At 43.2% G+C, this 14,799-nt stretch carries 13 protein-coding genes; 5 read left to right on the top strand and 8 right to left on the bottom strand.

Annotation, left to right across the window (positions count from 1 at the left end; genetic code table 11):
- Nucleotides 1-171: 171 nt before the first annotated feature.
- Entirely contained in the window at nt 172-1,842 is a 1,671-nt protein-coding gene (locus PCRYO_RS03585) for an ATPase (RefSeq protein ID WP_011513040.1), read from the bottom strand.
- Between the two features lie 342 nt (nt 1,843-2,184).
- Between PCRYO_RS03585 and PCRYO_RS03580 the strand changes: the two genes are divergently transcribed.
- The 4 genes from PCRYO_RS03580 to PCRYO_RS03565 all read left to right on the top strand — a co-directional run bounded on the left by PCRYO_RS03580 (nt 2,185) and on the right by PCRYO_RS03565 (nt 6,595).
- Nucleotides 2,185-2,895 carry an FFLEELY motif protein gene (locus PCRYO_RS03580; protein WP_011513039.1) on the top strand — a complete coding sequence of 237 codons (711 nt, stop codon included), beginning with the start codon at nt 2,185-2,187 and terminating at the stop codon, nt 2,893-2,895.
- Between the two features lie 78 nt (nt 2,896-2,973).
- The gene (gene ubiE / locus PCRYO_RS03575) at nt 2,974-4,062 is read left to right on the top strand and encodes a bifunctional demethylmenaquinone methyltransferase/2-methoxy-6-polyprenyl-1,4-benzoquinol methylase UbiE (protein ID WP_011513038.1); all 1,089 of its coding nucleotides are present in this window, start codon (nt 2,974-2,976) and stop codon (nt 4,060-4,062) included.
- 118 nt (nt 4,063-4,180) lie between these two features.
- Nucleotides 4,181-4,876, top strand: coding sequence for a ubiquinone biosynthesis accessory factor UbiJ (locus PCRYO_RS03570; RefSeq protein ID WP_011513037.1), 696 nt, complete (start codon nt 4,181-4,183; stop codon nt 4,874-4,876).
- A gap of 57 nt (nt 4,877-4,933) precedes the next feature.
- On the top strand, nt 4,934-6,595 hold the full coding sequence (locus PCRYO_RS03565; protein WP_011513036.1) for an ABC1 kinase family protein: 1,662 nt from the start codon (nt 4,934-4,936) through the stop codon (nt 6,593-6,595).
- Between the two features lie 184 nt (nt 6,596-6,779).
- Here PCRYO_RS03565 and ruvB read toward each other — a convergent pair whose 3' ends face one another.
- The 5 genes from ruvB to PCRYO_RS03540 form a co-directional block, all read right to left on the bottom strand.
- Nucleotides 6,780-7,760, bottom strand: a complete 981-nt coding sequence (gene ruvB / locus PCRYO_RS03560) for a Holliday junction branch migration DNA helicase RuvB (protein ID WP_041753397.1) — start codon at nt 7,758-7,760, stop codon at nt 6,780-6,782.
- Between the two features lie 173 nt (nt 7,761-7,933).
- On the bottom strand, nt 7,934-8,557 hold the full coding sequence (gene ruvA, locus PCRYO_RS03555; RefSeq protein ID WP_011513034.1) for a Holliday junction branch migration protein RuvA: 624 nt from the start codon (nt 8,555-8,557) through the stop codon (nt 7,934-7,936).
- Nucleotides 8,558-8,779: 222 nt separating this feature from the next.
- On the bottom strand, nt 8,780-9,817 hold the full coding sequence (gene fba, locus PCRYO_RS03550; protein ID WP_011513033.1) for a class II fructose-bisphosphate aldolase: 1,038 nt from the start codon (nt 9,815-9,817) through the stop codon (nt 8,780-8,782).
- 422 nt (nt 9,818-10,239) lie between these two features.
- A complete protein-coding gene (locus tag PCRYO_RS03545; protein ID WP_011513032.1) occupies nt 10,240-10,626 on the bottom strand; it encodes a hypothetical protein in 387 nt (128 codons plus the stop codon).
- Nucleotides 10,627-10,886: 260 nt separating this feature from the next.
- The gene (locus PCRYO_RS03540) at nt 10,887-12,089 is read right to left on the bottom strand and encodes a phosphoglycerate kinase (protein WP_011513031.1); all 1,203 of its coding nucleotides are present in this window, start codon (nt 12,087-12,089) and stop codon (nt 10,887-10,889) included.
- Nucleotides 12,090-12,411: 322 nt separating this feature from the next.
- Between PCRYO_RS03540 and PCRYO_RS03535 the strand changes: the two genes are divergently transcribed.
- Nucleotides 12,412-12,741 carry a TraR/DksA family transcriptional regulator gene (locus tag PCRYO_RS03535; protein ID WP_011513030.1) on the top strand — a complete coding sequence of 110 codons (330 nt, stop codon included), beginning with the start codon at nt 12,412-12,414 and terminating at the stop codon, nt 12,739-12,741.
- Between the two features lie 27 nt (nt 12,742-12,768).
- Here the strand turns inward: PCRYO_RS03535 and PCRYO_RS03530 are convergent, their stop codons facing one another.
- Nucleotides 12,769-13,449 carry a thiamine phosphate synthase gene (locus PCRYO_RS03530; RefSeq protein ID WP_011513029.1) on the bottom strand — a complete coding sequence of 227 codons (681 nt, stop codon included), beginning with the start codon at nt 13,447-13,449 and terminating at the stop codon, nt 12,769-12,771.
- Between the two features lie 112 nt (nt 13,450-13,561).
- Nucleotides 13,562-14,656, bottom strand: a complete 1,095-nt coding sequence (locus tag PCRYO_RS03525; protein WP_011513028.1) for a serine hydrolase — start codon at nt 14,654-14,656, stop codon at nt 13,562-13,564.
- Between the last annotated feature and the right edge of the window lie 143 nt (nt 14,657-14,799).

The raw sequence follows: 14,799 nt of genomic DNA, 5'->3' as shown, positions 1-14,799 counted from the left end.
ATTGCCATAGTCAATTCAAGTGATAATAGTGGAAAATTAATAGCTATAAATGAATAGGTAGCTGCTTAAGAATAGGATTAAAAGTACCTCTATAAGATAAATAATTTCCGCTTAGTATTTGCTACTCGTTCCAAGGCTTTAAGAAAACTTATCTATGTAGCACTTTATGACTTAGCTGGCAGCAAGCAACGCGGATAGCTGCTCGATAGCGTGGTCTAACACCTCTAAACGTGCTTGGCGCTTGTCATTATTAGCAATCACACACCAAGGGGCGTTCTTAGTATCCGTACGTGCCAGCATATCAGCCGCCGATTGTACATAATCTGACCATTTATCACGGTTACGCCAATCGTCGTCGGTCAATTTAAATTGTTTGTATGCAGTTTCTTCACGTTCCTCAAAACGCTTAAGCTGCTCTTTTTTATCGATTGCCAGCCAGTACTTGATGACCAAAGTGCCTGACGCTGCCAAGGCAGCTTCAAAGCGATTGATTTCATCATAGGCGCGCTGCCATTCATCATCCGTCGCAAAGCCTTCGATACGCTCTACCAAGACACGCCCATACCAAGTACGATCAAAAATACCAACACGGCTGATGCGGTCTGTCTGCTCGTTCGGAAGCTTTTGCCAAAAACGCCACAAATAAGGATGCTGTAGCTCATATAACATGGGCGCGCCAATATTATAAATTTGATATTCGCGTGGATCTAGTGGCGCCACCAGTCTTTTAATAGCGCCGCCCTTTCCTGCTGCATCCATACCTTCAAAGGCAAACACCACATGCTGACCTTGACGCGCACGTAACAGTTCTGCCAAGCGTGCCTGCTTCTTAGCCAATGCATCATTGTAGTCAGATTTATCAATATCTGAATCTTCGATATCAGTAAGTACCTTAGGTATTTTTACTCGCTCAAACTTTATTGACTGATACTCTATTTGATTATTATGAGTATTGTTTGAATCTTGTGCTTGATCTGATTCCGCACTGTTTTCTCCTCGGCTGTTAACCAACGCTTTTTGCATCGCATGTAAGACTTCATGACAAAAATGTATGGCTGCTTGCGATTTATCTGCGCCATCGATGATAATCCAATCGCCTTGCTGGCGTAATAATTCGGCAGCAACTTCATTGAACTTAGCCACTATCGTCGTATCATGCCAATCAATTTGGTATAGAAATTTCGGATCTGGCTCGTCATCATTAAGCCTCGCCTGTAAAGTCTCGATATCGACATGAAACCAGCACTTTAGTAGCTGCGTTTGATTTGCCATAAGGTCTTGCTCAAAAGCTTGCAATTCTGTTAGCTGCTGGCGTAAATAGTCTTGCCATTGACCAATTGGTAACGTTTCAACATTCCTATTCTTCTTATTTTTTTCTGACTTTTCGTGCTCTGCGCTTGCCATGCGCATCACGTTATAAAGTAAATCTGCATACCAGTTGCCAAAATATACCATCACATCACCGTGGCGCGGCATGGCTTTGGTATGCGTCTGCCAAATCGGTTGGTGTGCTAAAGGACAATAACCAATGGTTGCTTCGACCTTAAGCAGGCGCGGATCGACCCACTGGCGCAATTGCGTTACCGCCGTCCCCTTACCTGCCTGCTCCATACCATTGACTAATACTAATAGCCCAATGGCTTTATCAGTGCTTGGTGATTCTGGCTGGCGCGTCGCACGCAGAGCGAACTGGGCTGTAACCAATGCCAATCGCAGCGCATCTTCATCCATTGAAAACTTGCTCAAAGGATTGGGCATAAGACGCTGCTCAACGACTTGCTCGTTAAATGGCGCGCTCACATCTTCTGCTGACTTGTCTGTTTTATTCTTTTTTTTGCTCATGTTTATGCTCGCTATAGTCTTATCAAATAATTGGTTTAAAATAATCGTCTAAAATAGCTAAGTTGTTTTATCATAGCACTACGCTCTTTTAGTAAATAACGTGGCTATGTAATTTGTGTTATAAAGTCTTATAAATTGACTACCTGAAAGCGCTGAGCAATCTTTATATGTAACAGTTTGGCATTTGTATTCTGTCTTATTTTCTTTTAAGGTGAACAAAATCTTAAGAGCATGGTTTAATAGCTGCCTATAAGTAGAAAACTTAGCGCTAACCAGCCCCCTTATTATCCAGCTTTTATTATCAACTTGATGACTATTATTATTTTTATAGGATGACCTGCCATGTCTGCTTTAGCCAACTTACAACAGCACCTTGACCGCTTTTGGGCGCTGCCACATCATGAAGACGCTGCATTGAATAAGAAGCTTAATGAAGTGCAATCATGGCAACAAGCCCGTATCAAGCGTACGCATAGCACGCTGTTTGAGCAACCAAAAAACCAGCTAATGGCAGATTATTTTTTAACGCAGCTGTATGGTGGTGATGAATTTAAAGTATTGGCAGAACAATTAGGGCGCATTCTCCCGAAAGCCAAGAAACTTGAGCGTCTTGCCAAAGAGTCATCTTTAGAAGCTGGCAGTATGGGTATTCAAGCGTCTATATTGGCGATTGAGCTCGACTTGCATTTGGCGCAGTGGTTACTCGAACAAGAGTTAGCTGTCAATGAAGAAAACATGCTACTCGCTTACCGTACGGTTGATGAAGCTATTGAGCGTCGCGTACAGATTAATAATTTAAAAGACGTTTGCTATCGTACTGACAAAGACTTGAATTCATTTATGCTCAAAAAAGCTTTTGCGATGGCTAAAGGCACCGCGTATCGCTACAACTTTCAGCCGCTTTATGATTTTATCGATTCAGGCTTTAAAGCCATGAAACCATTAAAAAGTGTGAGCAGCTTTATTGAACCGTTTTGCGCGCGCGAGCTTGAAGTTATTGATGAAGTCCATGCCATGGATAATGACGGTAAGCCCGCTGCGTTTGCTGTATGATAAGCGCTATTGTCTCAATAACTATTAGTATTTTATCTGACTAAAAACAAGCATAAAAATAAATCATAGGACACCGCGATGACTGATCATGTAAATAATAAAACGACTACTAATGGCCGTATACAAGATAAATTGGTTCAAGACAGTATCACTCATAACCAAAATATTACCGCTCAAGTAAAAGCACGTCAACATACCGCTACAAGTGTTAATAACGTTATTAACACTGACTTTACTCATGTTGAAGATCTACCCATAGGAACGCCACAAGGGCAACAAACCACTATGCCAAATGCTAATACTGAAAACCACGCTCAAAATAGCACTGTAAATGACGCTGCACAGACAAATACTCAAGCCCCTAAGCAAACGCTTTTTAACCAGCGTGACGATATCAATAATCCACATACGTCTGATACCGATGGTCATGAAGAAACCCATTTTGGCTATAAGACCGTTAATAAAGCAGAAAAACAAGCACGTGTGGCTGACGTATTTACCTCTGTCGCCAAAAAATACGACATCATGAATGACCTAATGTCATTTGGTATTCATCGCTTGTGGAAGCGTTATGCCATTAGCTTATCTGGCGTGCGTGCTGGTCAACATGTATTAGATATCGCTGGCGGTACGGGTGATTTAGCCAAAGTCTTTAGCCGTGAAGTCGGTCGCAACGGTAAAGTCGTGTTGTCTGATATCAATGCGGCAATGCTAGAAGTTGGTCGTGAGCGCTTGATTAATGCTGGCTGTAATAATGTCGATTTTGTTTTGGCGAACGCTGAAACCCTAGCACCATTTGATGATAATAGCTTTGATCTGCTGACCATCAGCTTTGGTCTACGTAACGTCACAGATAAAGATGCTGCGTTAAAATCGATGTACCGTGTGCTCAAGCCAGGTGGTCGCTTATTAATACTAGAATTCTCAAAACCTATCTTTGAGCCATTATCAAAAGCCTATGATTTATATTCGTTCACAGCGCTACCGATGATGGGTAAGCTGGTTGCTAACGATTCAGAAAGCTATAAATATTTAGCTGAATCGATTCGCATGCATCCTGATCAGCAGACGCTAAAGCAGATGATGGAGCAAGCAGGCTTTGAAAATTGTGATTATCATAATCTGACAGCTGGTATCGTCGCGGTACATCGCGGCTTTAAAGCATAAGATTAAGTTTTAAATGACAATACCTAGCGATAAGAATGCCATTATGTAAAATGATGGCAACTTATATTTATAAATAATGCGCTCTTTTAAGGCGCTCAATTGACTATGCGAGAGCCTTATGCTGACTGTTCTACTTTTGGCCGGTGCTGAAAAGCTGATTAATATGGCTATTTCCAGTGATGAGATTACCAAAGCGGGTTTAGCGCCACTTGCTGGCAAAGTGCTACGTCTCAATATGGGGACGCCTGAGGTGAATTTAGATGTGCTATTCACTGAAGAGCGCTTGCGTTTTGAGCCAGTGACGACTGAAAGTGTGTTTGAGCAAAGTGGCGCTATGAATGAGCGTCAAAAAGCCAGTATGGATCGTGCGCGTCTTGGTCATAGCCGCCCAGATTGTATTATTACCGTTGATAATCCTGCCCAGCTACTGAATCTCATGCGCGGTACAGAAGGCAACTTGCCTATTGAGGGCGATTACAAAGTACTTATGCAACTCAATCAATTGGTTGCAGGCTTTGATCCTGATGTTGCGGGACAACTTGAACCATTTATTGGTAAATCGATGGCGAGCCAGTTGCACCTCCTGATATCGCAGCTTAAAGGCAGCTGGCGTCATAGTGCCAAGCGTGCTTTTAACGATGTTAGCGATTGGGCAAACGATGTGGCAGGTAATAGTGCACCTGACCCAATAGATGTAACTGAAGTAAATGCGCTTAAGCAGCAACTACTGAAACTGCGCGCCGATGTTGAACGTGAAGAAGCCAAACTAGCCGCTATCAAAGATGAGCAAGCACGTCTAACTCATAGTAGATAATTGCCTTTTCTACAACGCCTACCTTATTTTTGACTTTATCTAGAGTATTTATATCTCATGCTATTATCCCATCGCGCCCGTTTACTTGAGCTATGGCGCATTGCCGCCACCTATCGTATTGACACCCATTTTTCTGTCGAAGAGGCGCCGCAGCTACAATCCTTGGTGCGATTAATTCGTATGCATCCTGCCGCGTGGGGGAAAAAGCATCAGCCTAATGCGATTAAATACGCGCTTGAAGATATGGGGACTCTATTTTTAAAGCTTGGACAATTACTCTCGACCCGCCGTGACCTCGTGCCACCTGAGATTATTGCGCAACTTATTCAACTACAAGATAAAGTTAAATCTTTCGATTCTGATATTGCGATTGCGCAAATCCAAGACCCTAGACACGGTCTCGGTCAATCTATTGGCTCTTTATTTGCACGTTTTGACGTCAAGCCTCTAGCTGCTGCTTCTATTGCCCAAGTACATACCGCTGCGCTGCATGATGGGCGTGAAGTGGTGGTCAAAGTGGTTCGTCCTGATATTCGCACGACCATTATTACAGATTTTGAATTGCTACGAGAACTCGCCAATTGGGCATCGGCGCGTATCGAAGCAGCTCGTGCAATACACATCATCGATATTGTTGAAGACTACCGTCAAGTCATGCTCAACGAGTTAGATTTGACATTAGAGGCAGACAATACAACGCAAATGCGTAACAACTTTTTGGGCTCGGCATTGATGTATGTGCCAGAAGTCTATGATGCCAATAAAAACGTCATGGTCATGGAGCGTATACAAGGCGTTCCAATCTCACAAATTGAGGTATTTGATCAATTAGGCTATGACCGTGCGGCACTGGCAGAAAAAGGCTTAACGATATTTTTTACCCAAGTATTCCGTGATAACTTCTTCCATGCCGACATGCACCCCGGCAATGTTTTTGTCGAGACGCCACCAGTCAATACCTTGACTGCAAATATGGCCGCCGTGGACTTAGGGCATGAGCCGCGTTATATCGGGCTTGATTGTGCCATCATGGGCACCTTATCAAAGGACGATCAGCTTATCGTCGCGCGAATGTTATTGTCCGTGATGAATAACAACTTTACAGCGATGGTTGATATCGTCAGTCGAGCTGGCTGGATACCGCCAAGTGCTGATAAGCATGCATTGATGCGTGATATGAAACGCACTGTCGGTCCGATGTTACAAAAATCCATTAACGATATCGACTTTGCCGGTGTATTAATGCAAATATTAGATATCGCCCGCCGCCATCATATGAGTATTCCACCGCAGTTGATGCTACTGCTCAAAACTTTAGTGCATGTCGAAGGACTTGGTCGCGACTTGTATCCTAATCTTGATATCTGGTCGCTTGCCAAGCCAATCTTAAGCAGCTGGATTAAGGAGCAGCTTGATCCGATGCGTAATTTACAACAGCTACGTCAGCAGTTGCCTGAGATTTTATTATCGACCACTGATATCCCAAGACTGCTAGATCAAGGGTTACAGAGCCTTGCTTCACAAGGATCACGTCAAGACAGTCAACTGCGTGAGATTCAACAAATCCGTGCCGATATGCTAAACGACCGTCGCCGAGATTGGTTGGCGCTGGCGGGCTTTGCTATTTTCATAGCCATTGCAACACAAGTTATCGGTTGGCTATCACCTATTTTTTACCTCTTAGCGATTTTGGCAGTCGTGTGGCGTATCTTAGCCTAAACCGTTAGTAGCTTTGACTAAAAGACTTCTGACAATAACAAGTACTTATTAAAAATAGATGGGCATAAGCATTTGGCTTGAGCCTTCATCCACTATTTAATAGATACTATAAAAAATAAAACAAAAAAAATGTGCCTACATTTAATATTCTAATTAAGTGTAGGCACATTTTTTTAGACTAACTTTATAGCATCTGATCGATCGCCATCTGCGTTAATACTCGACCACGTGCAGTCCGAAGTACATAGCCTTGTTGGATAAGGTATGGCTCAATCACATCCTCTAACGTACCGCGGTCTTCAGCCATTGCTGCTGCCACCGCTTCAACGCCCGCAGGTCCACCGTCAAAACGCTCGTGCAATATCTCAATATAGCGTCTATCCAAATGATCGAGACCACGTCTATCGACTGCGAGCATATCGAGCGCACTACCAGCAATCGCCCCATTGATACTGCCATCGCCTCTGACCTGAGCATAATCACGTACACGGCGTAATAGACGGTTGGCAATCCTTGGCGTACCACGTGCACGGCGCGCAATTTCAACGGCACCATCCTCACTCATTGGCACGCGCATCAACCGCGCTGCGCGACTGACAATGGTGGTTAAATCAGCAATATTATAAAACTCTAGTCGCTGCACGATACCAAAGCGATCTCTCAATGGTGACGTTAATAATCCGGCTCGGGTGGTTGCTGCGACCAGAGTGAATGGCGGCAAATCAAGCTTAATAGAGCGTGCTGCTGGTCCTTCACCAATCATGATATCCAGTTGAAAATCCTCCATCGCTGGATAGAGAATTTCTTCAATTACCGGACTTAAGCGGTGAATCTCATCAATAAATAGGACATCACCAGCTTCCAAATTGGTCAGCATCGCTGCCAAATCACCAGCGCGCTCAAGCACAGGTCCTGATGTTGAACGTAAATTACCACCCATCTCACGAGCAATAATATTGGCAAGGGTCGTTTTCCCTAAGCCTGGTGGTCCAAAGATGAGCGTATGATCCAATGCCTCATCACGCGCCCGTGCTGCTTGAATAAAGACTTCCATCTGCTCGCGTACCACCGGTTGACCGATATATTCCGCCAATAATGCTGGTCGAATATTGGCATCAGGAGCATCAGCTGCCCCTTCTAGCGGATTAATCAAACGATCTTGCATCATAGTTTTTGCCATTATATTTAAAGCATTGTTTTTAAAAGATTGGGTAACAAATAGCATAACCAAACGCTGCGCATAAGTCATGCAAAACATCATAAAGCACTGGCTAAAACGAAAATAAGCGACATTTAATGTCGCTTATTTTTAATCGCTTTTTTATTATAAAAATGTCGCTACTTAAAACTTTGAAACTGTTGCAGAGTGGCTTTTAACAAGCTCTGTGTATCTGCAAATGTCTCGCCATTACTTTTTGCCGCCTTAATGGCTTGCTGCGCTTCTCTTTCTTTATAGCCCAAGCTAATCAACGCGCCTTCAACTTCCGCAATGATACTGCCTTCAGCGGATATTGGTGCCGGCTGCATAGCAAATTCTAAATGACTGCTGTCGACTTCAATATTTTTCAGCTTATCTTTTAGCTCAATTAATAAACGCTGAGCGGTCTTTTTACCGATACCTGGGATACGTGTCAAGGCATCTTCTGAATCTTGCTCGACATGCATTTTTAGCTCAGCGGCTGACATCGCAGATAGCATTGCTAAAGCCATTTTTGCGCCGACGCCATTGATTTTAATCAGCTGGCGAAAGACATCACGCTCTTTACGGTCAATAAAACCATAAAGCAGCTGCGCATCTTCGCGCACATGGAAATGCGTCCAAATACTCGCCTGCTCATTGAGGCGCAACTGGCAGAATGACGGCAATGGCAACTCAATATCATAGCCGACGCCAGAGGTGGTCATGACACAGGCAGTCGGTGCCATCAAATATTGCACCTGTCCATTAATCAATCCAATCATAATCCACGACCTCTTATACAGACTATAGTGAGTTTATTACAAAAGTGTTATAGCGCTATTGGTATGAATTTTACGCAGCCTCTGAGAACGCAGCACGCCAGTAAAATTTATACCAATAGCGCGTTTAAATTTTCATAACATTTTTATTTTCATCTGACTATATTATAAAAAATGGGTTAAGCCATGACCTAGACATCAAGCACTATCTTTTACCCTCTAAGCTTACGGGTAAAAATTAACCATACCTTCAAGACTGATTGGACGAATTTTATGCGCTTGACCCGCTGAACCAAAGGCTTCAAAACGATTGGCACAGATATCTGACATCGCAACCATAGAGGCTTTGAAATATTTACGTGGATCAAATTCACTCGGATTTTCTGCAAGGAATTTACGGATAGCGCCAGTTGATGCCAAACGTAAATCGGTATCGATATTTACTTTACGCACACCATGCTTAATCGCTTCAACGATTTGCTCAACCGGTACACCATAAGTCTCACCGATGTTGCCACCATTTTCATTGATGACTTTTAGCCATTCTTGCGGTACTGATGATGAACCATGCATGACTAGGTGAGTGTTAGGAATACGGGCATGAATCTCCTTTACGCGCTCAATCGATAAGATATCGCCTGTCGGTGGACGCGTAAACTTATAAGCACCATGACTGGTACCGATAGCAATCGCTAACGCATCGACGTTGGTGTCTTTAACGAACTGCTCTGCTTCATCAGCACTGGTCAATAGCTGCTCGTGATCCAATACGCCTTCTGCGCCAGAGCCATCTTCTTCGCCTGCCATACCAGTTTCAAGACTACCTAAGCAACCAATCTCGCCTTCGACTGAAACACCGCAAGCATGAGCCATCTTGACTACTTCGCGAGTCACGCTAGCGTTATAGTCATAATCCATCGGCGTTTTACCGTCTGTACCAAGCGAGCCGTCCATCATCACTGATGAGAAGCCAAGCTGAATTGAGCGTTGGCAAATAGCAGGTGACATACCGTGATCTTGATGCATAACGACTGGAATATGTGGCCACTCTTCGATAGCAGCAATAATCAGATGACGCAAAAACGCAGAGCCTGCATAACTACGGGCACCGGCACTGGCTTGTACAATCACAGGAGAGTCACAGGCGTCAGCCGCCATCATAATGGCACGCATCTGCTCTAAATTATTAACATTGTAAGCAGGAACACCATAGCCGTGTTCAGCAGCATGATCCAAAAGTTGACGTAACGATATTAAGGCCATAAAACGCTCTCTGGTTATATTCTAAAAATAGTATTTTGAAGATGATATTAAAACATCATTTTTAACAATAAGACGTTGCCACATTTGCACTGCGACCTAGCTTTGCAATGGGTATTCCATTATAAGCCAACAAAAACCACTGCTTTCTGCTCGTCATTATTACGCCGTGATTATAGCAAAAATTACCAGCGCTTCGTAGCGCTTAACTGACTATTTGTTTGTCTGTTTGGTTTTTATACCTTGTTTGCACAGTTAGATAGTCGATTTCGTCTATAAAAAATTCATGACCTGCTTTTTATGGATCAAATTGATTATTTTTATCCATAAAAAAAGCCTTGGCAATTACCAAAGCTTTTTTTGTATTTTAGGGACTTATAAAGTAACTGATGTGTATCACTAATACTTAAAATTAAAACTGCTGATTAGTACTGCTGCTCTGCTTCTACTGCATTTTCACTAGCTTTATCTTCAACAGCAGCTGCGCCATCAGCAACCACACCAGCAGTAGCGGACACGGCTTCATTTGCGCCTACCACAACCGCTTCGCCAGTATTTGCTAGTGCATCAGTCGCAGCAGCGCCAGCAACTTCAGCATTTTCTGCAGCTTCAGCGCCCGCTTCTTGGGCAGCTACTTCAGCTTCAGCAGCAGCGGCTTCTGTATTCGCAGCAGCTTCTTCTGTATTCGCAGCAGCATCTTCGCCAGCTGATTCAGCAGCAGCATCGGTTTTATCTTGTGTTTCTTGGCTACATGCAGTGATTGCAAAAGTACCGGCAAGAACACTAGCAAGTAATAAATGACGTTTTAACATAATAAATCCCTCATAAATAAAGCATGTCAAATACATGGTTTGCGCTATTTTATAGAGTGCAAATTGGACATGCAATAACAATTTTCAGTATAGAAACAAATAATTACCACTTAATAATAATCGATGACGATTCGAACTTATTGCCTTGAAAACAATAAGATATGAATAGTAGCCAAAATATTATCCGTACAGCGTACCTTAGATACTGCGGCTAAATTGTACGGCTAATGTTACTCATCTGCTGAAGTATCGTTAAGAGGTTATGCATTAATCTCTAAAGCAGCAACCGCTGGCAAGACTTTGCCTTCTACAAACTCTAAGAACGCACCGCCACCCGTTGACATATAGCTGACGCCATCCGCTACTTGATATTTATCAATCGCAGCAAGTGTATCACCGCCACCTGCAATCGAGAAACCTTGGCTATTTTTGACCGCTTCTGCCACTATCTGAGTACCCTGACCAAACGCATCCACTTCAAAAACGCCGACTGGACCATTCCATAAGATAGTTTTCGCCTTGGTAATTGCCTCTGCCAATTTTATAGCACTATCTGGCGCGATATCTAATATCATGTCATTTTCGCCAATCGTGTCGACAGATTTGATGGTCGCAGAGGCTTGTTGTAATGAGCCAGTGAAGTCAGCAAAATCAATGTCGCTTTTATCAGCAACGACGACATATTCAGGCAATAAAATCTCAGTTTTACCCATGATTTCACGAGCTGTATCGAGCAGATCTGCTTCATAAAGTGACGCACCAACACTATGACCTTGCGCGGCTAAGAAGGTATTTGCAATCCCGCCACCAACGATAATCTGTGAGCAAAGCTCAGCCAAACTATGTAAAACCTCTAATTTGGTAGAAACTTTTGAGCCACCAACGATAGCGAGCATAGGTTGTGCTGGCGTTTCAAGTGCTAGGCTTAAAGCATCAAGCTCTGCTGCCAATAAAGGTCCAGCACAGGCGGTCTTACCTGCTTTATGCATCGCTTGGGTTACGCCTTCTGTTGATGCTTGGGCGCGATGTGCTGTGCCAAAAGCGTCCATCACAAATACATCGCACAAATCAGCATATTTTTGTGCAAGCGCTGCATCATTCTTCTTTTCGCCTTCATTAAAACGTACGTTCTCTAGCAGTACGACTTCACCTGCTTCGATAGCGACGCCTTGAGTGAAGTAGTCACTATTCAGCGTAACAGGCGCGGATAGTTTATCGCTTAAATAGTCAGCAACGGGTGCTAACGAATAAATGGCTTCAGGATTGCCTTCTGTCGGGCGTCCTAAATGCGAGCAGACTATCACTGCTGCACCCTTTTCTAGCGCCATCTTAATCGTCGGCAAACTTGCTTGCAGGCGTGCATCACTAGCCACTTTACCCGCTTTAATAGGGACATTAAGGTCTTCACGAATCAACACTACTTTATCGGTCAAACTCAGCTCGCTCATACGCAAAAAATTCATTACCTGCTCCTATATATCATCTGTTATCAATCTGTATGACGGTTCGCCAACGGTTTATTGGATACTCTTTAGCAAATTTATTTCATCAAATCCTATTGCTGGCAGTTTTAGAAAACTGTCCTAACAAGCATTTAAGGCGGTGTATTCTAACAGTTTTATAGTCTGTACTTATATGTCACCTAAGATAAATTTAGCGATAAGCAAATTTATCTTCTCAAACTAATAACACTCTCATTAACATTTTGTGGTGGTACTGAGTCGTTTAGCTATCTATGATCAATAGCGTACTTGTGCCATAACAATAAATCATTAGGAGAAATAAATGAGTATCGACTTTGAAGCTGCCAAACAAAATCTATTACAACTAAAAGAAGAGTACCAAACTCGGATTGCTGACATTGAGGACCATATCCAAAATCCGCAAGATGATCTCAATGAACATTGGGAAGATCAAGCGATTGCTTATCGTCAGAATGACATGCGCAAGAACTTAATGGTTGAGGCACAGCAAAGCTTAGGTTTTGTAGACCACGCTTTAAACCGTATCGAGAGTGGCAGTTATGGAGAATGTGAGGTATGCGCTGAGCCTATCGAAGCACAGCGCTTGCAAGCATTGCCTTATGCAACTTTATGTATGCAGCACGCTGAATAAATTCGTACTTATATTTTAAAATAGTATTCATTCAGCAGGCACATTCCACTTATTAAGTACTTGCTGCCACTGCTGACAACGCGTTGCGATTTGATGGACAGGTAAATCCATGATATCGCCAACGATTGCTATATAAGCAATAGGTAACCCTGCCAGCTCTGAGATGTTTTCTGCCGTTAAACCGCCTATCACGCATATTTTTATATCTTGCTGGCAGCCTTCTATCAGTTGCTGGCGTAAGATAGTGGCAGCATTGGGCTTGGTCGTTGAAGCAAAGATTGCACCCATGGCGGCATAGCTTGCGCCTTCAGTTTTCGCAGCTTTGACTAGCGTTATATCGCCATGACAAGTGCGACCAATGATTTGATTCGGGGCTAAAGATTGTGTTGCCTCACTAAGATCACCATCTTGCTGTCCCAAATGCACGCCGATACCAAGTTTTTCGGCCAAAGCAATATTGTCATTTATCAATACTGGCACATTGTAGGTTTTAGCCAAATTAACGATTTGTAGCGCCTCTTTATAAAGAACAGATTCGCCGTCAGGCAATGCTAATATCTGCTTACGACGTATTTGTAAAAGAGCAATCAATCCTGTTGCTAAAGCGGCTTCTAACTTTTGATATAAAAGGCTAAACTCATCATCATTAGTCAGCAAATATAGCTTAGGTATAGTATGAGAAACCGTAGAGACTGATGACTGAATCATGTAATGCTCCTTAACATCAATACGTTTTTGACATAATAAAAAGGCTGTTATATCACATAACAGCCTTTTTATTATAAATGTCTTTTGATACTGCGCGTTTAACGCTGTAATCTTATACCGTGCGACGTGTTGCTAAGCTATTTAAGATATTTTTGGCATCACCCCAGCGCGTTGCTGAACTATTGGCACCCAAAATCACGATAATAGCGGGACGATTATTGACGCGCGTCTCCATGACAACACAACGCCCTGCTTCATTGATAAAGCCTGTCTTTGAGATGCCGATAGGATAGCTGCCATCACGAACTAAGCTGCTGGTGTTATTGGCTTTGTAAGTACGGTTACCACTTGAGAAGTTAGAGACAAAAAAATCATAGCTCTTAGTGGTTGAGAAACGACGAATCACGTCATAGTTACCAGCAGCACGAACCATTTTAACCAAGTCATTTGAGGAAGCAACGTTGCGCTTATCCAGACCCGTTGGATCACCAAAGAAAGCGGTACTCATGCCAAGCTCTTGTGCTTTACGGTTCATCGCGCGTATAAAGGCGCTATAGCCACCCGGATAATTACGGGCAAGACTTTTTGCTGCAGGATTTTCTGATTTCATTAATGCCATTAACAGCATCTCAGCGCGATTGAGCCGATCGCCTGACTTTAGGTTAGAGCTGGCACGCTTTGGACCAACGAAATCTTCTGGATCAAGTGTTAGCTCTTCACGCATATCTAAGCCGGCATCAAGTACCACGATAGCCGTCATTACCTTGGTAATACTGGCCATTGGACGCGCGATATCCGCATCTTTTTGATAAATTGACTCACCGGTTTCTGCATCAATAACCGCGACACTGCGCGAATCAGTGCTGATCGGAATCATATTACTGTTGCCAAAACTACCGCGATACGTGGTGTTGTAGCTATTGGCATTATTATAACTGTTGTTATTACTACTACCAAAACTGGTCGTATTGGTAATACTGGTTGTACCAGAACCGTTATCTATTTTTTTAATCGTAGAGCTGTTGCCAGACCTAGACATGATACTGCGCGCTTCAGACAAGCTATCGGCACCGCCCCAGCTCAAGCGAGCACTAGACTCAGCGCTGGCGCTACCATTAATTGTAAGTGCGGCTTGTGCGACACTGCCCAAACTCAATGAAATCATAGCAGCGATTAATTGCTGTTTGGTTAATGGTAGTTGCTTCATTCTGCCTCCTGCTTACGTGCTGTCATCAGTGACATACTGACTGACGCCAACTACGTACGTAGCGTTTATAGGTGTGTTTGTAGATACTCACATAGAGTTTTTGTATTTTTAGTGTATCATGGTTTACATTTAAGTTTAATGTA

This window comes from Psychrobacter cryohalolentis K5 (assembly GCF_000013905.1).
GTDB lineage: Bacteria > Pseudomonadota > Gammaproteobacteria > Pseudomonadales > Moraxellaceae > Psychrobacter > Psychrobacter cryohalolentis.
Note: the sequence above shows the minus strand (reverse complement) of the source record. Positions and strands in the feature narration are given on the sequence as shown.